This window comes from Agrobacterium sp. YIC 4121 (assembly GCF_002008205.1).
Taxonomy (GTDB): Bacteria; Pseudomonadota; Alphaproteobacteria; order Rhizobiales; family Rhizobiaceae; genus Agrobacterium; species Agrobacterium leguminum.
The window spans coordinates 1-21,207 of the sequence record NZ_MRDI01000013.1; the positions used below are offsets into that span (position 1 = coordinate 1).

A 21,207-nucleotide genomic window follows, 5' to 3' on the forward strand; every position below is an offset into this window, starting at 1 on the left:
AACCCACAAACCAAAACCAGATGGCCTTCCAATGGCCGCAAATTTAAACCGGACAGTAGTGGGCTTGTCCCGAGCATCTGCTACCGGTCAGTTTTACGATAGGTGATTAGATCCTCGGGACAGTCCCGCGGATGGCGTCGGGTGGGATGGCTTGTTAGCCGATAGAAAGATCGGCTTTCAGCCCCTGCCACCTGCGAGCCTCAGGGCGCCGTTCTCGCCGATGACGACATCCAGCTCACCATATCCGCCTATGGAAAGATGCGGCGTTTCGATGAGATGGGAGTGGGTGGCGTTGATGACGACCACGGTGGCGCCCATGCTTTCCCCGGCCTGAATGCTGGCGGGGGCGTCCTCGAAGACGACGCAGTTTTCAGGCGCGACGCCGAGCTTTTCCGCCGCCTTTTTATATCCTTCCGGATCGGGCTTGCCGTTCACCACGTCCTCGGCGCAGATCATCACCGCAGGCGGGGTGAGGCCTGCGGCCGCCAGTCGGCGCTCGGCGAGCGCGCGGGCGGCGGAGGTGACGATGGCCCATTTGCCAGCCGGCAATTTTTCGAGAAATGCCGCAGCCTCGGGAATCTGGAGGATGCCGTCGACATCGTCCATTTCCTTCTGCAGCAGCATCGCCGCCTGTTCCGCGACATCGAGACCGGGAACGGCCTCGCGGCGCACCACTTCCGACGCGCGCATGCCATGGATGCGCTGCAGGAAAGCGTTCGGCTCTATGCCGTTGTCCACGGCCCATTCGCGCCAGACCCGCTCCACCACCGCAATCGAGTTGAGCAATGTTCCATCCATGTCGAACAGGAAGGCCGCATAGTCTTGCGAAAATATCTGGTTCTGCGGCGGGACTTTGCTGTGCATCTCATTCTTCCGTTGAAGCTGTCGGGACGCCTGTCTCTACAGCATCGGCGGAGATAACGGAATCGCTTTTCCACCTTGAAGGCATAATGCGGTCATCTGGCCGAAGGCGGATATTGTCCCGGAATCGGACGTTCGCGGGTTCCGCGACTCGCCGGGTTGGGGTAGGGGACATGGCGGGCCCATCTCGCGATGACGGGCGTCAGGTTGCAGCAAGGATGAGCTGCTATCGTGAGTTTTCACAAGTGCCGGAAACGCGTTAAATCAAAAGGTAATGATGGATTTTGAATGTTTCGCATGAGGTTTTTCGGAGCGGAATTTTCTTAACGAGTTCGCCGCTTCAGGGGCGGCGTTAACCATTTGTTAACCATATTCGAGGTACCTAATTGTCAACGATTTGTTTACCAAGATGACCAAAGTGCTAACAGACCAGCGTTCGATCCGTATCAAAGGCCGCTCCTTCCTCGCAGTCGTCCTGTCCCCCGAATCTCCGGTCGATCAATGGCTGGAAAGGCTCGATGATCTAGCCGCCCGTTCGGCGGGCTTCTTCCTGTCGCGTCCGGTGGTTCTGGACGTCTCGGAGCTGTCGCTCGACAAGGCGGGGCTGAAGGAGCTGCTGGCGGCGCTGACGGAGCGCAATGTCGGCATCATGGGTATCGAGGGCGTTCGCCCCTCGATGATCGAGCCGGGCATGCCGCCGTCGCTGAAGGGCGGAAAGCCCGCTTCCGATGTCGAGGTTGAGCCGGTCGCCATCGCTGCCGAGTTGCCGGAGGAAAAGCCGCGTGCTGCCGGTGAGGTCAGGGCCGTCGTGCCGTCGCTGGTCATCAACGAGCCGGTTCGCTCCGGCCAGTCGATCATGTTTCCCGAGGGTGACGTGACCGTCATCGGTTCGGTCGCCTCAGGGGCGGAAATCATCGCCGGCGGTTCGGTGCATATTTACGGCGCCCTGCGCGGTCGCGCCATGGCCGGTTCGCTCGGCAATGTTTCGGCGCGCATCTTCTGCCGCAAGCTCGAAGCGGAGCTTCTGGCCATCGACGGCGTCTACAAGGTGGCCGAGGACATTGACGACAAGCTGCGCGGCCAGCCCGTTCAGCTCTGGCTGGAAAACGATACGATCAAGGCCGCAAAGCTCGGCTGATAACAGAGAAACAACACAGGAACAGGAGAGCCATATGGGGAAGGTAGTCGTTGTAACTTCCGGCAAGGGCGGGGTGGGAAAGACCACCTCGACCGCAGCGCTTGGCGCCGCACTGGCGCAGAACAAGGAGAAGGTCGTGGTCGTCGATTTCGATGTCGGCCTGCGCAACCTCGATCTCGTCATGGGTGCTGAACGCCGCGTGGTTTACGATCTCGTCAACGTCATCCAGGGCGATGCCAAGCTGACGCAGGCGCTGATCCGCGACAAGCGCCTCGAGACGCTGTTCCTGCTGCCTGCCTCGCAGACGCGCGACAAGGACAATCTGACGCCGGAAGGTGTCGAATGGGTCATCAACGAGCTGAAGAAGCACTTCGACTGGGTGATCTGCGACAGCCCCGCCGGCATCGAACGCGGCGCGACGCTGGCCATGCGCCATGCGGATGTGGCCGTTGTCGTCACCAATCCGGAAGTCTCCTCGGTGCGCGACAGCGACCGCATCATCGGTCTGCTGGATTCCAAGACGCTGAAGGCCGAACGCGGCGAGCGCATGGAGAAGCATCTGCTTCTGACACGTTACGACGCTTCCCGCGCCGAGCGTGGCGATATGCTGAAGGTCGACGACGTTCTGGAAATCCTTTCCATTCCGCTGCTCGGCATCATTCCCGAAAGCACGGATGTGCTGCGGGCCTCGAACGTCGGTGCGCCTGTTACGCTGGCCGATGCCCGCTGCGCGCCGGCCATGGCTTATTTCGACGCCGCCCGCCGCCTGTCCGGCGAGGATATTCCGGTGGTCATTCCGGGCGAGAAGCGTGGCATCTTCTCCAAGATCTTCGCAAGGAGGGCTGCATGAGCATCTTCAGTCTTTTCCGCAAACAGAAGTCGGCACCGCTTGCGCGCGAACGCCTGCAGGTGCTGCTCGCCCACGAAAGGGCATCCTCCGGCTCCGATCTGGTCGCCATCCTCAGGGAAGAAATTCTCGGCGTCATCGCCAAACATGTGCAGATCGACAATGATCGCGTGCATGTGAAGATGGATCGCGACGAGCATGTCTCAATCTTGGAGATCGATGTCGAGATTCCTCTGGGTGCCGATCTGCGCGCCGCGTAAGATACGTCTTGAAAAAACGCCGCCCGCCACCGGGCGGCGTTTTTATTCCGCTGTCGTATCGACGGGTTTTCGAAATGCCTCCGCCAGATCGCCGGGCAGCGGGCGCTTCAGGTTGATTCCGTTTGGCGGGATCGGCGCGTTGAACCATTTGTCGTAGATTTTATCGATTTCGCCGCTCTCATAGATTTGGCCGAGCGCCTCGTTGACGGCGTCGCGGAAGCCGGTATCTCCGTGGCGGAGCATCAGGCCATAGGGCTGCGGCGGGGCAAGATATTCGTCGGAGATGACGTAGTCTTCCGGCTTGCCGGTCTCGGCAACGAAGGATCGCAGAAGTATGTCGTCCATGACGAAGGCCGAGGCACGGTTTTCCGTTACCATGTCAAAACTGCCCTCGGTGCTGTCATTTTGCAGAACAGCGACGTTCAGCCCCAGTTTGCGATTGAGCACGTTGAGTTGGGTTATGTTGATGGTTCCCGTCGTCACCACCACCGTTCGCCCGGCGAGATCGGCGACGGTGTTCAGGCCGCTCGATTTCAGCGCCACATAACGGGTGCCGGTGATGAAGTGGCTGTAGGAGAACCACACTGCCTTGCGCCGCTCTTCCGTATTCGTGCTCGCCACGCATTCCATGTCCATCGTACCGTCATTGAGAAGCATGATGCGGTTGCTGGGCGTGCGCTTGACGAACTCGACCTTCAGTTCCGGCAGGCCGAGCTTTTTCTTGATGGAATCCGCCACTCTCAGGCATAGCTCGATGCTGTAGCCGATAGGCTCCGGGCCGGCGCCGAGATAGGAAAAGGGAATATTGCGATCGGCGTAACCGAGCTTGATGGTGCCGGTTCTGGCAATGGTTTCAAGTGTCGGCGGTTGGGCGTCCTCGCTCACCGCCTGGGCGGGAAGAAGACTTGAAAATACGAGCATAAGCCATAGTGTCGATCTCTGCATCGCGCATCTCCAGCCAAATAATCTGTCAAAACATTCTCATGAAAATCGATACGGGTGGACGGCTTGCGCTCTCAGTCCTGGTATTCGCTCGGATGTTCGTATGCCTGTTTCAGAGAGGCGGCCATCGGCAGGTTCAGGTTCATGCCGTTTGGGGGAATGGGCTTGGTGAACCACTTTTCATAAAGGCCATGAATGACTGGCCCGGTGAAAATATGACGAAGGCTTTCATTGACTGCCGCCTTGAAACCGGGGTCGTTGCGCCGGAAAACCAGGCCATAGGGTTCGGGCGCGCTCAGCGTTTCCTCAGAAAGCGCATAGAGGTCCGGATTCTCTGATGTCGCCGCCAGCGCCGCGAGCAATATGCCATCCATAACAAAGGCGGAGGCCTTGCCGGAAACCACGAGTTCGAAGGCCTCCTCATTGGTTTTCGTCGGCATCACAGAGATATTGAGGTTCTTCGCCCGGTTCACGGCATTGAGCTGCTCGATATTGACCGTGCCGGAGGCGGATGTAACGGACCGCCCGGCTAGATCGGCAAGGCTTTTCAGATTGTCCTGTTTGCGGGAGAGAAACTGCGTCGCGGTCATGAAGTTGGGATAGGAGAAATCCACGATCTTGCGGCGTTCGCTATTGTTGGTCGTGGCCGCGCATTCAATGTCGATCTGGCCGCCGCGGACAAGGATGAAACGGGTCGCGGGCGTCGCCTTGACGTATTCGAGTTCGATCCTGTCGAGCTTCAGCTTCCTGCGAATATCTTCGCTGATCGCCCGACAAAGATCGGTCGAGAAACCGGTGACCTCCCCATTCGGCAATTGATAGGAAAAGGGCGGTTCGGCTTCGCGATAGCCGATGCGGATCTTTGCGGTTTTGGCGATCTGCTGAAGCGTATTGCCTTCGCCGGCAGCCTGTAGAGGCGTGATGGGAGCAAGGCATGTGAGGAAAAGGCAAAATACTGAAAGACGCATTTTATGTCCTCTGGGCCGGCGGCCGGTTTCTCAAATGGCTTTTTGTGGCGGGCAATAGGTTTCCTGTGTCGGACGACCGACGTCGCCGAATTCATCCTGCGTGATCGGAGTGATGACGGCGCGGTTCTTGAGAATGCGTGCAAGCGGCGCGGGCTCGGCAAAATAATAACCCTGCGCTTCGTCGCAGCCGGAAAGCTTGAGCGCTTCGACCTGCTCCCTGTTTTCAACGCCCTCGGCGGTGACCTTCAGGCCGATCTGTTCAGCCATGTCGATAACGGTGTTGACGATGGCGGAACACATGGGATTGGACGGCAGGCCGGAGACGAATTCCCGGTCGATCTTGATCTTGTCGAAGGCGACATGGGTGAGCGTGCTGAGCCCCGCATAACCGGTGCCGAAATCGTCAAGCGCGAGGCGAACGCCCCTTTCCTTCAGCAGTTTCAGGGCTCGGGCGCTGTTATCGCGCTCCAGCATGACCGTTTCCGTCACTTCCAGTTCAAGCCGTTCGGCCGGGAAGCCGGATGTTTCAAGCGCCCGGTCTACTATCGGTACGATGTCGTCATTGCTGAGCTGAACGGCGGATAGATTGACGGCGAGCCTGATATCCTTCGGCCATGTCATCGCATCCCTGCAGGCCTGCGCCAGAACCCACTCGCCCAACGGCTTGATGAAGTTGTTTTCTTCGGCAAGCGCGATGAAGCGGTCCGGTGCGATGAGGCCAAGCTTGCTGTGTCGCCAGCGGGCCAGCGCTTCATAAGCGACGATGCGACCGCTCTGCAGATTGACAACCGGCTGATAGTGCAGCTCGAACTCCTGGTTTTCGAGCGCGGATTTCATGTCTATTTCCAGCGCATGCTTGTGCTGCGCCGCCATGTCCATGCCTGGCTCGTAAAAGACGAAATAGCCGCAGCCCATGGATTTCGCCCGGTAAAGGCCGAGATCGGCATGTTGCAGAAGCTGCGTTGCGGATGTGCCGTGGCCCGGCGCGCAGGCGATGCCGATGCTGGTATCGATGCTGATATCGCTGCCTTCGAGACCGAAACTGCGCGAGACGGCATGGACCACCCGCGCGGCCAGCATCGCCGCATCGCTCTCGCAGTCGCCATTTGCCGATTGTATGATCGCGAATTCGTCGCCGCCGAGACGGCTTACCATGTCGTTTTCACCCAGCACGGCGGAAATCCGTGAGGCCACCGCCACCAGCAGGGAATCGCCGGCGGCGTGTCCGAGTGTGTCATTGACGGCCTTGAAGCGGTCCAGATCGAGCAGCATGACATTGAACGGCTGGCCTGACGCGGCAAGCTGTTCGAGACGGTTTTCCAGTGTCTTCATCAGTAGCACGCGGTTTGGAAGTCCGGTCAGCGCATCGTGATGGGCCATATGTTCCAGCTGCTGCGCCATATCGCGAATCTGCCGCAGGCGTCCGCGTTCCAGAACCGCCTCACGCAACGTCTCGATGGCGGTGGCCATGTCGCCGATCTCGTCCCGCCGCTCCTGAAACGGCGTGGCGACATCCGTTTCCTCGCGGGCGATCCGAAGCGTCGCCTGCACCAGCGCCGGGACCGGTTTCAGGAAATGCCGGGCGATGACGGTCACAAGCACGCCGGTGACGGTCAAGACCACGATCAGCGCGGCGAGCGAATTATAGATGAGCTTGCGCTGCGCGCCATAAAGCGCGTCCGAGCCGCCGATGCTGACGGCGACCGCGCCGATGGGTTTCTTCGTTTCCGTGCTGATGATCGGCAGCAGGCCGATATAATGGCTGGATTCGCCGATGGTCGCAAAACCAGTGGAAAAACGCGCGGCGACCGCATCCCGGGAAAAGATGGGATCGGTGGCGAGCGGCTTTTCATCGTCATCGGTGGCGTTGTCGAAAGCCGCCGCGATCTGCCGGAAGCCGGAATCTGCCTCGTCATAACGGAAAAGCCAGACGGCATTCTTGGTCTGTGCGCCGATAAGCGCGAGAACGTCGCTGGGGTTGAAGCCGGTGACGAGAATGGATTCGTCGTCGCCGATGGGTTTGTCGGTCAATATGCCGTTGACCTGCCCGTCGGCATCGGCGGTGACGCTGACATAGGTGTAGATGCTGCGAAGCGTGGCGCTGGCGATCTGCGAATTGACGCGCGCCTGGTTGAGCCATTGCTCGCTGGCGGCGGCGACGAACATATACCAGCCGACAAGTGCGCCGATGCTGTAGGAAAAGATCACGCCGCCGAGGAATATCAGGGTTATCTTGCTGGCGAGCGAACGCCGCCGCGAAAACCGGCCTGTTTCCGGCTGCGTTGGCGAGCGAAGCGTGTGGCCCGGTTCAACCTGTCTATCTGTCCCGCGATAGGCAGTCTCTTCCATTCGCGATAGTCCCCCGCGATGTCGCGTTATAATTGTTTTATGGAATTTTATAGGGCATGCATTTCAATGCTGTCTGCTAAATAATTCAACAAAGTTTAGATGCGATTAAGAATTAATCCGTCTTTTTATAGTCGTAGCTTATATAAGAGATGGCGTTCCTGCACCTCAGGTTGAAAAAATCCGAGGTTAGAAATGAATCGTCAAGGATAAACTCCAAAATTCTGCCATCTCCGCCATGTTTCCCGATCCGGTATGTCTCTCATCGATAGCGCGGCGATTGGCCTTGCCAACTGGCCGATAAACGGCATGTTGTGCGCAACATGCCGCTTTCAGGGAAGATATCATGGCTCATAAAGGCAAAAGCATCGCGCAGCTTTCCGTTCTCCTCCAGAGCGGCCATCTCGATCCGCGTGCCCTGGTGGAAGAGACGCTGGATGCGGTTGGCGGAGAGGACGATCAGGCGATTTTTGTCGAGTTGACGGCAGCGCGTGCGATGTCGGAGGCGGAAGCCGCGGCAAAACGCCTTGGTGATGGCCGTTCCTGTGGTGTGCTCGATGGTATTCCGGTGGCTTGGAAGGACCTGTTTGACCTTGAAGGCATGGCGACCACGGCCGGATCGACGGTGCTTGCCAACGATAAGCCTGCGTCGCGCGACGCGGATGTGGTGACGGCGCTGAAACAGGCGGGCATGATCTGCATCGGCCGGACCAATATGAGCGAGTTCGCGTTTTCCGGTCTCGGCATCAATCCGCACTACGGTACGCCCCGCAATCCTGCTTCTACGGATGGTCACCGTCTGCCGGGCGGCTCTTCGTCGGGTGCGGGCGTCGCCGTGGCTGCCGGTCTGGTGCCGGTGGCGATCGGCACCGATACCGGTGGATCGGTGCGTATTCCCGCCGCCTTCAACGGCGTGGTGGGCTATAAGGCAAGTCGTGGCCGTTATTCGATGCGCGGCGTTTATCCCTTGGCGAAAAGCCTTGATTCTCTCGGCCCGCTCACGCACACCGTACAGGACGCCGTCTGGGTGGATGCCGCCATGCGCGGCAAGGCGACTGCCGATCTCACGCGCGCACCCCTTTCCGGCCTGTCTCTGGTGGTGCCGGAAACTGTCTTTTTCGATGGCATCGAGGATGGCGTCGCAGCCGCTTTCGAGCAGGCGGTGGAACGTCTCGTCCGCGCCGGCGCTTCGGTGCGGCGGCAGGCATTCCCGATTTTTTCGGAACTGTTCGATCTTATCAGGGAAAAGGGTGCGCTGGTGACGGCTGAGGCCTTCGCCCTGCACAAGACCCGGCTGGAAGGTGCCGACGCCGCCCGCATGGACCCGCGCGTGGTGGCCAGAGCAGGGCTCGGCGCGAATATTTCCCTGCCGGACTATATCGCCATCATCGACGCGCGCGAACGCATGACGGCGGCGTTTTCCGGCATGATTGGCAGGCAAGAGCTGCTGGTATCGCCGACATTGCCGCATGTCGCGGCCAAAGTCGCGCCGCTTCTCGAGAGTGACGATGCCTTTTTCGCCATGAATGCGAAGACCCTGCGTAACACCCAGATCGGCAATTTTTTCGATCTCTGCGGTGTTTCGATCCCCTGCGGAACGGGCGATGCGGGCATGCCGGTCGGCCTGCTGCTTTCCGGCCTGCACGGCACGGACGATCATGTTCTCAGCGTGGCGATGGCGGCGGAAGAGATTATTCGCGGCTGAGGAGAGGGCGGTTCACACAGCCATTCTCCGTCACCCCGGATTTGATCCGGGGTCCAGCGCGATCAAGTCCTTGATCGCGAAAGACTCCTGACGCCGCGCAGACGCGCGGCTGCTGGATGCCGGATCAGGTCCGGCATGACGGAGAGAGTACTTGGCCGCCTCCTACCGACAACCTCAACGCGCCGCCCAATTCGCGCCACGGCGGAACATGGTTTTCATCTGCGGCACGGAAAACTCCTTGGCCTGATGGCCGAGCGCCGAATAGAAGACGCGGCCCTTGCCGTATTTGCGTTTCCAGACAACCGGCATCACCACGCCGTCGATCCACCATGCGTGCTCACCTGTAAACTTCGTCGTCGCGAGAACCTCGTTGGAGGGGTCGACATGCATGTAATATTGCTCCGACGTATAGGGGAAATCGGAAATCCCCTCCATCAGCGGGTCGTCGGGGCGGATGATGTTGACATGGTAGTCGATGATATTGCCGGGATGGGCAACCCATTGGCCGCCGATCATGAACTGATATTCCACACATTCGCGGAAACTGTCGCCCGCACCGCCATGAAAACCGGCAATGCCGACGCCGTTTTCCACGGCGGCCGTCAGGTTCTTGATCTCTTCCTTTTCGATCTTCGACATGGTGACGATGGGCACCACGAGGCTCAGATCATGCACCGAAGGATCGGCGAAGGCCTCGGTTGAGTGCTCCACATAGACCTTGAAACCGTCCTCCTCCAGCATGTCCTTGACGATGGTGGCGCATTCCTGCGGCTCGTGGCCGCTCCAGCCGCCCCAGACGATGAGTGCTTCGCGCATTTATTTCCTCCTCCGAATTATTTGCCGAGCTGGCCGTTGACCAGCGATGTTTCAAGCGGAGCAGGGCGCTCCGCCTTGGTGGTGATGGAAATGGCGGTGCCGGTGTCCGATGCGGTCTGGAAGGCTTCCATCACCTCCAGCACATGCAGGGCAAGATCGCCATTGGCGCGGTGCGGGCGGTTCTCGCGGATCGCATGGGCCATGTCGGCGACGCCTATCGAACGATAATTGCCGTCAGCATAGGGGGACGACAGCGCCTGCGGCTCGAACTGGCCGCCCTTTTTCAGCAATTGCACCTCGCCGCCGAAATGGTTTGGATCGGGGACGATCAACGTGCCTTCGGTGCCATAGAGTTCCAGCGGCACATGTTTGTGGCCCGCCACATCGAAGCTCATGCCCACCTGCACCACGGCGCCGTTCTCAAAAGCCAGCACGCCGGACACATGTGTGGCGACGTGGACGGGGATTTTTTCACCGTTCTTCGGCTCGCTGGTAATGAGGCGTTCATTGCGCGGCGAGATGGCAAAGCCCGCCACTTTGGCGACCGGGCCGAACAGGTTGACGAGATCGGTGATGTAATAGGGCCCCATATCCAGCATCGGCCCGCCGCCGACCTCGTAATAAAAGGCCGGGTTGGGGTGCCAGCGCTCGTGGCCGGGGCACATGAAGGTGGCCGTTCCACCGACCGGCTGGCCGAGCACGCCCTCATCGATCAGCCGGCGTGCGGTCTGGTGCCCGCCGCCGAGGAAAGTATCCGGGGCCGAGCCGATGCGAAGGCCCTTTGCCTTTGCCGCATCCGCAAGCCGCTTGCCCTCGGCGAAATTGATACCGAGCGGTTTTTCGGAATAGGCATGTTTGCCCGCGTCCAGCGCGCGCAGGCCAACTTCCACATGCGCCTTGGGAATGGTCAGGTTGACGATGATCTCCACGGAAGGATCTGAGAGAAGCGCGTCGATGCTTTTTGCCTGGAGGCCGAATTCATCGGCGCGGGCCCTTGCGGCCTCCTCGTTCATATCCGCAAGACCGCGAATGTCGAGAATGGGAAACGACGCCATGGCCTTGAGATAGGCGCTGGAGATGTTGCCGCAGCCGATGATGCCGATACCGACCCTGTTCATGTGATTTCCTCCCGTAAATCAGAAATGCCGAAGCCCGTGCTCAACCCGTGGGTTAAAGCGCCGGTCCCGTGGTGTTCCATGGCGATTCGTAAAGTTCGTAAAGCGCGACGGCCGCAGCCCCCTGCGCCCATAATTCGTCGCTCGCAATGTCGAAAACCAGCTCGGCGACGCCGGCCAGCGAAGGCGGAACGGCGGCGTTGTAGCTGTCACGAATACTGGCGATGAAGGGTTCTCCGAGCTCGAGGCTGGAGCCAGTGATGATGACCCGTGGCGGCGCAAACAGCGTGACGATATTGGCAAGCGTCAGGCCGAGCGCTGCGCCGGCGCGCAAAGCGGCCGCGATGAGATCGTGGTCTTCCGCCGCAATCAATGCATGGGCATGCTGCATGCCGCGGCCGAGCCGGATCGCCTCGGCAAAGCGCCCATCCGCCGGGCGGGAGCCCAGAATGGCGTTTTCGCCCGCCTGGCTCGCCAGCCGCACCGTGCCCTCATTGGCAAGGCCGATGACGAGGTCGCCGAGATTGTGGCTGAGCCCGCCGGCACCGCGAAACAGCTGGTTCTGGTGCAGCACGCCAAGCCCGAGCGTCTGTTCGAGCGAAATCAGCACCATGTCTTCCAGATCGCGCGCATGGCCGAACCAGTGATGGGCGAGCGTGATGGCGTGGGCGTCGCTTTCGATAATGGTCGGCGAATTCAGCCGCGCGGTCATTTCCTCGGCGAAATTGACGTTCACTTCGCGTAAAATCGGGCTGCTGCGAATTTTCCCGGTGCGATGCTCGATGACGCCGGGCAGGCCCAGGCAGACCATGTCCACATCTTCCAGCGAAAGACCGGCATCGACGACGCAGCGCCGCACCCCGTCCTCCACAAGATCGGCGATGACGCCGATGGGCTGACGGTCGACACGGATCGGTAGTGCAAGCGTTGAAAGCACGTTGCCGCAGAAATCAGTAACGACGAAGACCATGCGGCTTGCGGCGATCTTGGCGCCCACCACGCGGGCGGCATCCGGGTTCAGTTCCAGCATCACGCGCGGCCTGCCGCGTGCGCCTTCGGTGCGGATATCGCCGATATGACGGGTGAGGATAAGCCCGTCATCGAGCAGCGAGGCGGTAATAGCCGAGACGGTGGTGGTGGAAAGCTCAGTTCTTTCGCTGATTTCCACCCGCGAGATCGGCCCATGGCGGCGGATGCTGTCCAGCACGCTCAGCCTGTTGATCGCGCGCATTAATTCTGGGTCTGCGGTCTTCATGGGGTCCTGCTGCGATCGGCTTCGATCTAAAACGAATTTATATCGGATTGCGGATTAAATAACGTCTGCCGGGAGGGGTGTGTCAAGCCATCAGGGTAAAAAATCAGCAACCCGCCTTGACATTGGGCAGGGTGTGGGGTGAATTAATCCGCATTGGGGAATAAATGGTGAGGAACCCCAGGGAGGATCACGAACATGACCTATTGGCACGCAGGCGCAAGCCTGAGCGGCAGGCGGATCGCTTTTGCCGCAACGACAAGCATAGCCCTGATGCTCGGCGCGGCCAGCGCCTCGGCGGCGACCGTCGTTAAATGGATGCATGTGGAATTGGACCCGAAATCCGTGGCTGTCTGGGAGGAGATCGCCAAGGAATACGAGGCCAAGCACCCCGATGTCGATATTCAGCTGCAGTTCCTCGAAAACGAGGCTTTCAAGGCGAAATTGCCGACGCTGCTGCAATCCAACGACGTGCCGGATTTCTTCTATAGCTGGGGTGGCGGCGTCCTTGAGGAACAGTCCAAGACCGGTGCGCTGAAGGATCTGACCGAGGTTTTCGACGCCAATGGGGGCAAGCTGCGGCAGGCCTATAATACATCCGCAATCGACGGCCTGTCTTTCGACGGTAAGGTCTGGGCCGTGCCTTACCGTGTCAGCCTCGTCAGCTTCTTTTACAACAAGGAGCTGTTTGCCAAGGCCGGCGTGAAGGCCGAGGACATCAAGACCTGGGACGATTTCAGCGCCACGGTCAAGAAGATCAAGGAAGCGGGCATCGTCCCGATTGCCGGTGGCGGCGGTGAAAAATGGCCGATCCATTTCTACTGGAGCTATCTCGTCATGCGCAATGGCGGGCAGGCCGTGTTCGATGCCGCCCGCAAGGGCGAAGGCGAAGGTTTCATGGATCCGGCGATCATCAAGGCGGGTGAACAGCTGGCCGAGTTCGGCAAGCTCGAACCCTTCCAGCCCGGTTATCTCGGCTCCACCTGGCCACAGGCGCTCGGTGTCTTCGGTGACGGCAAGGCAGCGATTATTCTCGGTTTCGACAATACGGAAGCCAACCAGCGCAAGAATGCCGGTGACGGCAAGGGGCTGGCCGCAGACAATATCGGCCGCTTCGCCTTCCCGGTTGTCGAGGGCGGTGCGGGCAAGGCCACAGATACGCTGGGCGGCCTGAACGGCTGGGCTGTCACGAAAAACGCGTCCAAGGAAGCGATCGATTTCGCCACCTTCCTTACCAGCAAGGAAAGCGAAGAGAAAATGGCGACCGCCGGTATGATCCTGCCGGTTGCCACAGGGGCTGCCGGTGCGGTGAAGAACCCGCTGCTGGCGGATTCCGCCAAGCAGCTGGCTGCTTCCACCTGGCACCAGAACTTCTTCGACCAGACGCTCGGCGCTGCCGTCGGTCGTGTCGTCAACGATATCTCGGTTGAGATCGTTTCCGGCCAGATGACTGCCGAAGAGGGTGCCCAGCAGATTCAGGACGCATTCGAACTGCGCTGATCTGGTTTCCATGGCGGCGCCGCGAATGTGCGGCGCTGCTTATCTGCCTCCATGAAAGCGGATAGAGATGACGGATATTTCCATGACTTCTGCGTCCATACCGGCGCGCGGCGCGGCGAAGACAAAGCGCAAGCAAAGCTCGGTCGCGCATGACCGGGCGCTGACCCTTCTGGTCTTCCTGCCGCCCGCACTGCTGCTCTTTACCCTGTTCGTCATCCTGCCCATGGGCGAGGCGGCGTGGTACAGTCTTTACCGCTGGAACGGCTACGGCACGCCGACCGATTTTGTCGGCCTGAAGAATTTCCAGGTGCTTTTCGGCAATGCCGCATTCTCGCAGGCCCTGATCAATAACGGCCTCATCATCCTCATTTCGATCCTGATCCAGATTCCGCTGGCCATCTGGCTCGCCATGATGCTGGCGCACCGCATTCCCGGCGTCGTCGCCTTCCGCCTGGTGTTCTTTCTGCCTTACGTTCTCGCTGACGTCGCGGCGGGTCTGATCTGGCGTTTCGTTTATGATGGCGATTATGGCCTGTTTGCCGCCATTTCCAATTTCTTCGGTTTCGCCAATCCCTATGTGCTGGCCGATAAGGATGTGGCGATCTATGCCGTGCTTGGCGTCATCGTCTGGAAATATTTCGGCTTTCACATGATGCTGTTCATCGCCGGCCTCCAATCCGTCGACAAGAATGTGCTGGAAGCAGCCGAAATCGATGGCGCTTCCGGCTGGCAGAAATTCCGATACGTCACCTTGCCGATGCTCGGCTCCACCGTTCGCTTGTCCGTCTTCTTTGCGGTCATCGGCTCGCTGCAGCTCTTCGACATGATCATGCCGCTCACCGGCGGCGGGCCGTCCAACTCCACGCAGACCATGGTCACCTTCCTCTACACCTACGGCGTCATGCGCATGCAGGTGGGGCTTGGCAGCGCGGTCGGCGTCGTTCTCTTCGTCATCTGCGTGACGCTCGCCTTCGGTTACAAAAGGATTTTCATGCGCCATGACTGACACATCCACCTCCGTCCGCATGCCGCTGCAAACCAAGCTCTATCTTTATATATCGCTGAGCCTGATCGCGGCCATCGTGCTCATCCCGTTGCTCACCACCGCGCTTGGCGGCTTCAAGACGCTGGGAGACCTGCGCGTTAACCCGTTCGGCATCCCGGCCGAATGGCAATGGGCCAATTACGGCGATATTCTTTTCGGCAAACGATACTGGCTGCAAATCTTCAATTCGCTGGTCATCGCGCTGTTGACGGTATTCCTGACGCTGACCGTCTCGGCCATGGCCGCCTTCACCTTCGCGCATGTGAAGTTCTTCGGCTCGTCCTTCCTGCTGAATTATTTCCTGCTGGGGCTGATGTTCCCGGCGGCCACCGCCATCCTGCCGTTGTTCATCCGCATCCGCGATCTCGGCCTGCTCGACACCTATTGGGGTGTGGTGCTGCCGCAGGTGGCCTTCGGGCTTGGCATGAGCATTCTCCTGTTCCGCAATTATTTCCGCAATCTGCCGGAGGAGCTGTTTCAGGCCGCCTTCGTGGATGGGTGCGGTTATCTGCGCTTCTTCTGGCACATTTCCGTGCCGCTCTCGCGGCCGATCGTGGCGACCGTCGGCATCGTTTCCTTCGTCGGCAGCTGGAACAGCTATATCCTGCCGCTGATCATGCTAAATTCGGAATCGAAATATCCCTGGCCGCTCGGCATCATGGTCTATCGCGGTGAATTCGGCACCGAATGGCAGCTCGTTCTCGCCTTCATCACGCTGACGATCCTGCCGACCGTCATCGTCTTCTTCCTCGCACAGAAACACATCATCGCGGGCCTGACGGCCGGTGCCGTCAAATCGTGACGTGAAAGGAGCAAAACATGGCTTCCGTCGAACTTAGGGATATCCGCAAGTCCTATGCCGCGCTTGATGTCATTCACGGGATCTCGCTCGATATTGCGGACGGTGAATTCATCGCGCTGGTCGGGCCTTCGGGCTGCGGCAAGTCCACGCTTTTGCGTATGATCGCCGGGCTGGAGGAAATCACCGATGGAGATATTCTCATCGGAGACAAGGTGGTCAATGGCATGACCCCGCGTGAGCGCAACATCGCCATGGTGTTCCAGTCCTATGCGCTTTATCCGCATATGACGGTGGCGGAAAACATGGGCTTCAACCTGAAGCTTGCCGGCCAGCCGAAAAATGTGATCGAGGAGCGCGTGGCGGAAGCCGCTCGCATGCTCGATCTCGGCAAGCTGCTGGATCGCAAGCCCTCACAACTCTCCGGTGGCCAGCGCCAGCGTGTCGCCATGGGCCGCGCGGTGGTGCGCAATCCGGCCGTCTTCCTGTTCGATGAGCCGCTGTCCAACCTGGACGCCAAGCTTCGCGTGCAGATGCGCAGCGAAATCAAGGCGCTGCACCAGAAGGTCGGCACCACCTCAATCTATGTCACCCACGACCAGATCGAGGCGATGACACTGGCGGATCGGGTCGTGGTGCTCAATCACGGTCGCATCGAACAGCAGGGCACGCCGCTCGAGCTCTACAAGACGCCCGCCAATCTCTTCGTCGCCGCCTTCATCGGCTCACCCGCCATGAACCTCATCGAATGCGTGGTCGATGGCGAGGGAGACCAGCCTGCCGCCCGGCTGAAGGACGGAACCGCGATCCGCATTGCCGCCTCTCGAAAGGTGAAACGCGGCCAGCCGGTGACGATTGGCTTGAGGCCGGAACATATCGGCTCGGCCATCGGCGGTGATGTGTCTCTCTCCGGCCGGACACTGCTGGTGGAGCCGACGGGCGCACAGACCCATGTGATATTCGAACTGGCGGGCGATCATGTGACGGCGGTCGTGGATGGCGAGCAGCCGGTCAAGGTCAACACCCCCTTTGCCGCCACCGTGCACCATGAGCGTGTGCACGTCTTCGACAGGGCGAGCGGACTGGCGCTTTAAGCGCCTTCCGCATTTTCAACGAAATGCGGAAATTCTCTCGTCCCTCCGCTTTTGGGGCTTGTTTGAAAATCACGAGCGGTTAGCTTGGCGCTTGGGAAAAAAAGCGGATTACCGCGAAACTGTATCGATGCAGGAGGAGATTTTTATGAGAACGATCAAGGGACCGGGTCTTTTTCTCGGTCAGTTTGCCGGCGATGCCGCACCTTTCAACAGCTGGGATGGCATTACCAAATGGGCGGCGGAAAAGGGCTATGCCGGCGTGCAGGTGCCGACTTGGGCCGGACAGCTGATCGATCTCAAAAAAGCGGCGGAATCGAAGGATTATTGCGACGAATTTGCCGGGGTCGCGCGCCAGAACGGTGTCGAGGTGACCGAGCTTTCCACCCATTTGCAGGGCCAGCTGGTTGCCGTTCACCCGGTCTATGACGAGGCCTTCGACGGTTTTGCAGCGCCTGAAGTGCGCGGCAATCCAAACGCGCGTCAGCAATGGGCGGTGGAGCAGGTGAAGCTGGCGCTGAAAGCCTCGAAGAATCTCGGCATCAAGGCGCATGCGACCTTCTCCGGTGCGCTTGCCTGGCCCTTCGTTTACCCGTGGCCGCAGCGCCCGGCCGGTCTGGTGGAAACAGCCTTCGACGAGTTGGCGAAACGCTGGACGCCGATCCTCGATTATGCCGATGAGCAGGGTGTGGATGTCTGCTACGAAATCCATCCCGGCGAAGACCTGCATGATGGCGTGACGTTCGAGATGTTCCTGGAGCGGGTGAAGAACCACAAGCGCGCCAACATGCTCTACGATCCGTCGCATTACATTCTGCAATGCCTCGATTATCTCGACAATATCGACATTTACAAAGACCGCATCAAGATGTTCCACGTTAAGGACGCGGAGTTCAATCCGACCGGACGGCAGGGCGTTTATGGCGGTTATCAGGGCTGGGTCAACCGCGCGGGCCGGTTCCGTTCGCTGGGCGACGGGCAGGTGGATTTCGGTGCGGTCTTCTCGAAAATGGCGGCCAATGATTTCGATGGCTGGGCCGTGGTCGAGTGGGAATGCGCGCTGAAGCATCCTGAAGACGGTGCCCGGGAAGGAGCCGAATTCGTCAAGGCGCATATCATCCGCGTCACGGAAAAAGCCTTTGACGATTTCGCATCGAGCGGCACGGACGATGCGGCCAACCGCCGTATGCTTGGGCTTTGAGAGCATTTCAGGGGAGATATTATGGCTATTGAAGGAAAGACAACCGACAAGGCGAACAGGCGGATTCGCCTTGGCATGGTGGGTGGCGGTTCGGGCGCATTTATCGGTGGCGTTCACCGCATGGCGGCGCGGCTCGACAATCGCTTCGATCTCGTGGCGGGGGCCCTGTCCTCGACGCCGGAAAAATCCCTAGCCTCCGGCCGTGAACTGGGGCTCGATCCCGAGCGCTGCTACGGTTCGTTCGAGGAAATGGCCGAAAAGGAAGCGCTGCGCGAGGATGGCATCGAGGCGGTGGCGATCGTCACCCCGAACCATGTGCATTATCCGGCCGCCAAGGCGTTTCTGGAGCGCGGCATCCATGTCATCTGCGACAAGCCGCTGACCTCCAATCTGGAGGACGCCAAAAAGCTGAAGCAGGTGGCCGACAAGGTCGATGCCCTGTTCATCCTGACGCATAATTATACCGGCTATCCCATGGTGCGGCACGCGCGGGAACTGGTGGAGGCCGGTGAACTCGGCAATATCCGTCTGGTGCAGATGGAATATCCGCAGGACTGGCTGACGGAAGCAGTGGAGCAGACCGGTGCGAAACAGGCCGTCTGGCGCACCGATCCGGCGCAATCGGGCGTCGGCGGCTCCACCGGCGATATTGGCACCCATGCCTATAATCTCGGTTGCTTCATTTCCGGTCTGGAAGCGGATGAGCTGGCGGCAGATGTGCACACCTTTGTCGAAGGCCGACGGCTGGACGACAATGCGCATGTGATGCTGCGCTTCAAGCAAAAGGGCGGCAAGCAGGCGGCCAAGGGGCTGCTCTGGTGCAGCCAGGTTGCGGTCGGTCACGAAAACGGGCTGAAGGTTCGTGTTTATGGCGACGAGGCCGGTATCGAGTGGACGCAGGCGGACCCGAACTATCTCTGGTTCACGAGGCTTGGCGAACCCAAGCAATTGATCACCCGCGGCGGCGCCGGGGCAGGGGCTGCCGCAGCGCGCGTCACCCGAATTCCGTCCGGCCACCCGGAAGGTTATCTCGAAGCCTTCGCCACCATCTATACCGAGGCGGCGCATGCCATCGAAGCCCGCCGCAGCGGCTCGGCGCTCGACAAGGCGGTGATTTACCCGACCGTGGACGACGGGGTTAAAGGTGTCGCTTTCGTCACGGCCTGCATCGAGTCCGGCAAGAAGAATGGCGGCTGGGTGAAGCTGTAAGACTAGGTTGCCGCGTATTTCTTCTCCCCGATGCCGGGGAGAAGATGCCCTTGGCGTCATCTGCCGATGGGATCAATTGACGCGGGTTGACTGCGTCTGCACCCTTTCTGTTATGGGGCAACCGTCCTGAATCTTTGTCCATGACGAAACGTTGAGCTTCATCTCGCAGCGCGCGAGATAAGAGCTGCCATCGACCTTCAGGCAGGATGTCTGGCCGAGCTGGAACATGACGCCTCGATTTCGGCATTTGCAATTGTGGGCATCCGCCAAAGTCGGAATAAGGGCCATGACCAGGCCAAGTATGAGCACTCCAGGACGCATGGCTGAGGCTCCAAAGGATATCCCGCCAGATTACTCCTGTCGGAGGGCATAGTCAAAACGTCTTCCCTCCGCGATCCACGCGCGGGAAAGCCCGTAATCGTTGCGAACTTCTCCGCTATCACCCGATCAAAATCGCGCGGATATCATTCACATTCGTCAGCGTCGGCCCCGTCACGACAAGGTCTCCTGCTGCCCTGAAAGCGGTGTAGCTGTCGTGGCTCACGAGCGATTGGCGCGGATCGACACCGGCTTCGCGCATGCGGGCAAGCGTGTCCGGTGTCACCGCCGCACCTGCCGCATCCTCCACGCCGTCTATGCCGTCGCTATCGCCGGCAATGGCCCAGATGCCGTCCGCACCCTTCAGCGTCAGCGCAAGGCTCAGCAGGAATTCCGTATTGCGGCCGCCCTTGCCGGCCGGTCCCTTGCCGATTGTCACTGTGGTTTCGCCGCCGGAAAGCAGCACGGCCGGGCCTTTCACCGGCAGGCCCTTACGGCTGGCGGAAAGCGCGATGCCGGCCATGACAGCGCCGACATCTTTTGATTCACCCTCCAGCGAATCTCCGAGGATGAGCGGCGTAAGCCCGAGTTTCACCGCCTCATCCGCCGCCGCCTGCAGGGCGAGCGAAGGGGCGGCGATGAGCCGGATATCCTCCTCGATATCGCCCGCCTTGGGGGTTTCCTCGCCTTTTTCCAGCACCTTGCGCACGTTTTCGGGAAGATCGAGCGCATAACGGGAGACGATTTCCCGCACGCTTTCAATATGGCTCGGATCGGCAACCGTCGGGCCGGAAGCGATTTCGGAGGGATCGTCTCCCGGTACATCGGAAATCAGCAGAGAAACGACCCTGGCCGGTTTGGCAGCCAGCGCCAGCCGCCCGCCCTTGATGCGGGAGAGATGTTTGCGCACGGCGTTCATTTCGGAAATCGTCGCGCCGCTGGCCAAAAGGGCACGATTGACGGCCATCTTGTCGGCAAGCGTCATGCCTTCGGCAGGTGCCACCATCAGCGCCGAACCGCCGCCGGAAATCAGCGCGATGACCATGTCGTCCGCCGTCAAGCCTTCAACGGCTGCGAGAATGCGTTTTGCCGCTTCCGCGCTCTTATCGTCCGGCACCGGATGCGAAGCTTCGATGATCTCGATGCGCGCAGTCGGGACGGCATGGCCGTAACGCGTCACCACCACACCGGAAAGATCGACATGCGGCCATGCCGCTTCGAGCGCGGCAGCCATGGCGGCCGAAGCCTTGCCGGCGCCCACCACAACGCAGCGGCCTTTGGGCGGGGAGGGAAGGTGGTGTTGCAGCGCCTTTGCCGGATCGGCGCTTGCGACTGCCGCCATGAAAATCCGGTTGAGGGCGTCTTTTGCGCTGTGATCGTTCCATGCGCTCATCGGTTCATGCTCCGATCCAGAGGAAGCCGAGCGCGAACAATGCCGGCAATGCCTGAATGAACAGGATCTTCATATTGGCGGTGATGGCGCCGAAAATACCGGCCACCAGAACGCAGGTCAGGAAGAAAACCTTGAAGCTCAGCCCTTCATCGCCCTGCATCAGCCCATAGATCAGCCCCGCTGCGAGAAAACCGTTATACAGTCCCTGATTGGCGGCCAGTACTTTCGTCTGCCGGGCAAAATCCGCCGAAAGACCGAAGGCCTTTCGGCCAGCTGGTTTTTCCCACAGCAGCATTTCCAGAATGACGATGTAAATATGGATGGCCGCAACCACGGCAATCAGAATGCTGGCGATCATCGGCGGTTTCCTCCAAACCATGATGTCCGTTGCCGGCGGCTGT

General features: G+C 59.9%; 20 protein-coding genes. 10 read left to right on the plus strand and 10 right to left on the minus strand.

All coding sequences use genetic code 11. From position 1 onward, the window contains the following. Positions 1-177: 177 nt before the first annotated feature. The gene (locus BTE54_RS12775) at positions 178-864 is read right to left on the minus strand and encodes an HAD-IA family hydrolase (protein ID WP_078052704.1); all 687 of its coding nucleotides are present in this window, start codon (positions 862-864) and stop codon (positions 178-180) included. A gap of 406 nt (positions 865-1,270) precedes the next feature. Between BTE54_RS12775 and minC the strand changes: the two genes are divergently transcribed. From minC to minE, 3 genes are read left to right on the plus strand one after another with little or no spacing between them, the layout of a single operon-like run. Then, complete coding sequence (gene minC, locus BTE54_RS12780) at positions 1,271-1,999, plus strand: septum site-determining protein MinC (protein ID WP_003506496.1); 729 nt, start codon at positions 1,271-1,273, stop codon at positions 1,997-1,999. Positions 2,000-2,033: 34 nt separating this feature from the next. Beyond that, positions 2,034-2,849 (plus strand): septum site-determining protein MinD, encoded by an 816-nt coding sequence (minD, locus tag BTE54_RS12785; RefSeq protein ID WP_003506498.1) that lies wholly within the window; start codon positions 2,034-2,036, stop codon positions 2,847-2,849. Next, complete coding sequence (gene minE, locus BTE54_RS12790) at positions 2,846-3,106, plus strand: cell division topological specificity factor MinE (protein WP_020809474.1); 261 nt, start codon at positions 2,846-2,848, stop codon at positions 3,104-3,106. Before minD ends, minE begins: the two co-directional genes overlap by 4 nt. Before the next feature lie 42 nt (positions 3,107-3,148). Here minE and BTE54_RS12795 read toward each other — a convergent pair whose 3' ends face one another. The 3 genes from BTE54_RS12795 to BTE54_RS12805 form a co-directional block, all read right to left on the minus strand. Continuing rightward, complete coding sequence (locus BTE54_RS12795; RefSeq protein WP_078052705.1) at positions 3,149-4,051, minus strand: amino acid ABC transporter substrate-binding protein; 903 nt, start codon at positions 4,049-4,051, stop codon at positions 3,149-3,151. A gap of 71 nt (positions 4,052-4,122) precedes the next feature. Continuing rightward, positions 4,123-5,016, minus strand: a complete 894-nt coding sequence (locus BTE54_RS12800) for an amino acid ABC transporter substrate-binding protein (protein WP_065655521.1) — start codon at positions 5,014-5,016, stop codon at positions 4,123-4,125. A gap of 30 nt (positions 5,017-5,046) precedes the next feature. Beyond that, complete coding sequence (locus BTE54_RS12805) at positions 5,047-7,365, minus strand: EAL domain-containing protein (protein ID WP_078052706.1); 2,319 nt, start codon at positions 7,363-7,365, stop codon at positions 5,047-5,049. A gap of 343 nt (positions 7,366-7,708) precedes the next feature. Here BTE54_RS12805 and BTE54_RS12810 point away from each other — a divergent pair, with 343 nt between their 5' ends. Then, positions 7,709-9,067: an amidase gene (locus BTE54_RS12810; protein WP_078052707.1), complete on the plus strand. Its 1,359-nt coding sequence runs from the start codon at positions 7,709-7,711 to the stop codon at positions 9,065-9,067. 174 nt (positions 9,068-9,241) lie between these two features. Here BTE54_RS12810 and BTE54_RS12815 read toward each other — a convergent pair whose 3' ends face one another. Genes BTE54_RS12815 through BTE54_RS12825 form a run of 3 tightly spaced genes read right to left on the minus strand, consistent with a single transcriptional unit; the run spans position 9,242 to position 12,253 of the window. Next, positions 9,242-9,883, minus strand: coding sequence for a ThuA domain-containing protein (locus tag BTE54_RS12815; protein WP_078052708.1), 642 nt, complete (start codon positions 9,881-9,883; stop codon positions 9,242-9,244). Positions 9,884-9,900: 17 nt separating this feature from the next. Beyond that, positions 9,901-11,001, minus strand: a complete 1,101-nt coding sequence (locus BTE54_RS12820) for a Gfo/Idh/MocA family oxidoreductase (RefSeq protein ID WP_078052709.1) — start codon at positions 10,999-11,001, stop codon at positions 9,901-9,903. A gap of 52 nt (positions 11,002-11,053) precedes the next feature. Then, positions 11,054-12,253, minus strand: coding sequence for an ROK family transcriptional regulator (locus BTE54_RS12825; RefSeq protein ID WP_065655517.1), 1,200 nt, complete (start codon positions 12,251-12,253; stop codon positions 11,054-11,056). A 195-nt stretch (positions 12,254-12,448) separates the two neighbouring features. On the opposite strand from BTE54_RS12825, the gene BTE54_RS12830 reads away from it, so the two are divergent. The 6 genes from BTE54_RS12830 to BTE54_RS12855 all read left to right on the plus strand — a co-directional run bounded on the left by BTE54_RS12830 (position 12,449) and on the right by BTE54_RS12855 (position 19,095). Next, on the plus strand, positions 12,449-13,750 hold the full coding sequence (locus BTE54_RS12830; protein WP_078052710.1) for an extracellular solute-binding protein: 1,302 nt from the start codon (positions 12,449-12,451) through the stop codon (positions 13,748-13,750). Between the two features lie 67 nt (positions 13,751-13,817). Next, positions 13,818-14,756: a sugar ABC transporter permease gene (locus BTE54_RS12835; RefSeq protein ID WP_078052711.1), complete on the plus strand. Its 939-nt coding sequence runs from the start codon at positions 13,818-13,820 to the stop codon at positions 14,754-14,756. Continuing rightward, positions 14,749-15,597, plus strand: a complete 849-nt coding sequence (locus BTE54_RS12840) for a carbohydrate ABC transporter permease (RefSeq protein WP_078052712.1) — start codon at positions 14,749-14,751, stop codon at positions 15,595-15,597. Before BTE54_RS12835 ends, BTE54_RS12840 begins: the two co-directional genes overlap by 8 nt. A 17-nt stretch (positions 15,598-15,614) precedes the next feature. Then, complete coding sequence (gene ugpC, locus BTE54_RS12845; protein WP_065655513.1) at positions 15,615-16,688, plus strand: sn-glycerol-3-phosphate ABC transporter ATP-binding protein UgpC; 1,074 nt, start codon at positions 15,615-15,617, stop codon at positions 16,686-16,688. Between the two features lie 145 nt (positions 16,689-16,833). Then, positions 16,834-17,886 (plus strand): sugar phosphate isomerase/epimerase, encoded by a 1,053-nt coding sequence (locus BTE54_RS12850; RefSeq protein WP_078052737.1) that lies wholly within the window; start codon positions 16,834-16,836, stop codon positions 17,884-17,886. Between the two features lie 21 nt (positions 17,887-17,907). Continuing rightward, positions 17,908-19,095 (plus strand): Gfo/Idh/MocA family oxidoreductase, encoded by a 1,188-nt coding sequence (locus BTE54_RS12855; protein ID WP_078052713.1) that lies wholly within the window; start codon positions 17,908-17,910, stop codon positions 19,093-19,095. Between the two features lie 72 nt (positions 19,096-19,167). On the opposite strand, the gene BTE54_RS25270 is transcribed toward BTE54_RS12855, so the two are convergent. From BTE54_RS25270 to BTE54_RS12870, 3 genes are all read right to left on the minus strand, one after another. After that, entirely contained in the window at positions 19,168-19,416 is a 249-nt protein-coding gene (locus tag BTE54_RS25270; protein ID WP_078052714.1) for a hypothetical protein, read from the minus strand. A gap of 118 nt (positions 19,417-19,534) precedes the next feature. Beyond that, positions 19,535-20,806 (minus strand): glycerate kinase, encoded by a 1,272-nt coding sequence (locus BTE54_RS12865; protein ID WP_078052715.1) that lies wholly within the window; start codon positions 20,804-20,806, stop codon positions 19,535-19,537. A gap of 4 nt (positions 20,807-20,810) precedes the next feature. Beyond that, the gene (locus BTE54_RS12870; protein WP_078052716.1) at positions 20,811-21,164 is read right to left on the minus strand and encodes a DUF1304 domain-containing protein; all 354 of its coding nucleotides are present in this window, start codon (positions 21,162-21,164) and stop codon (positions 20,811-20,813) included. Positions 21,165-21,207 lie beyond the last annotated feature (43 nt).

Bases quoted from the DNA above. Each gene is read 5' to 3' on its own strand.
- BTE54_RS12775 (WP_078052704.1), bottom strand. From the start codon at position 864: ATGCACAGCAAAGTCCCGCCGCAGAACCAGATATTTTCGCAAGACTAT.
- minC (WP_003506496.1), top strand. From the start codon at position 1,271: ATGACCAAAGTGCTAACAGACCAGCGTTCGATCCGTATCAAAGGCCGC.
- minD (WP_003506498.1), top strand. From the start codon at position 2,034: ATGGGGAAGGTAGTCGTTGTAACTTCCGGCAAGGGCGGGGTGGGAAAG.
- minE (WP_020809474.1), top strand. From the start codon at position 2,846: ATGAGCATCTTCAGTCTTTTCCGCAAACAGAAGTCGGCACCGCTTGCG.
- BTE54_RS12795 (WP_078052705.1), bottom strand. From the start codon at position 4,051: ATGCAGAGATCGACACTATGGCTTATGCTCGTATTTTCAAGTCTTCTT.
- BTE54_RS12800 (WP_065655521.1), bottom strand. From the start codon at position 5,016: ATGCGTCTTTCAGTATTTTGCCTTTTCCTCACATGCCTTGCTCCCATC.
- BTE54_RS12805 (WP_078052706.1), bottom strand. From the start codon at position 7,365: ATGGAAGAGACTGCCTATCGCGGGACAGATAGACAGGTTGAACCGGGC.
- BTE54_RS12810 (WP_078052707.1), top strand. From the start codon at position 7,709: ATGGCTCATAAAGGCAAAAGCATCGCGCAGCTTTCCGTTCTCCTCCAG.
- BTE54_RS12815 (WP_078052708.1), bottom strand. From the start codon at position 9,883: ATGCGCGAAGCACTCATCGTCTGGGGCGGCTGGAGCGGCCACGAGCCG.
- BTE54_RS12820 (WP_078052709.1), bottom strand. From the start codon at position 11,001: ATGAACAGGGTCGGTATCGGCATCATCGGCTGCGGCAACATCTCCAGC.
- BTE54_RS12825 (WP_065655517.1), bottom strand. From the start codon at position 12,253: ATGAAGACCGCAGACCCAGAATTAATGCGCGCGATCAACAGGCTGAGC.
- BTE54_RS12830 (WP_078052710.1), top strand. From the start codon at position 12,449: ATGACCTATTGGCACGCAGGCGCAAGCCTGAGCGGCAGGCGGATCGCT.
- BTE54_RS12835 (WP_078052711.1), top strand. From the start codon at position 13,818: ATGACGGATATTTCCATGACTTCTGCGTCCATACCGGCGCGCGGCGCG.
- BTE54_RS12840 (WP_078052712.1), top strand. From the start codon at position 14,749: ATGACTGACACATCCACCTCCGTCCGCATGCCGCTGCAAACCAAGCTC.
- ugpC (WP_065655513.1), top strand. From the start codon at position 15,615: ATGGCTTCCGTCGAACTTAGGGATATCCGCAAGTCCTATGCCGCGCTT.
- BTE54_RS12850 (WP_078052737.1), top strand. From the start codon at position 16,834: ATGAGAACGATCAAGGGACCGGGTCTTTTTCTCGGTCAGTTTGCCGGC.
- BTE54_RS12855 (WP_078052713.1), top strand. From the start codon at position 17,908: ATGGCTATTGAAGGAAAGACAACCGACAAGGCGAACAGGCGGATTCGC.
- BTE54_RS25270 (WP_078052714.1), bottom strand. From the start codon at position 19,416: ATGCGTCCTGGAGTGCTCATACTTGGCCTGGTCATGGCCCTTATTCCG.
- BTE54_RS12865 (WP_078052715.1), bottom strand. From the start codon at position 20,806: ATGAGCGCATGGAACGATCACAGCGCAAAAGACGCCCTCAACCGGATT.
- BTE54_RS12870 (WP_078052716.1), bottom strand. From the start codon at position 21,164: ATGATCGCCAGCATTCTGATTGCCGTGGTTGCGGCCATCCATATTTAC.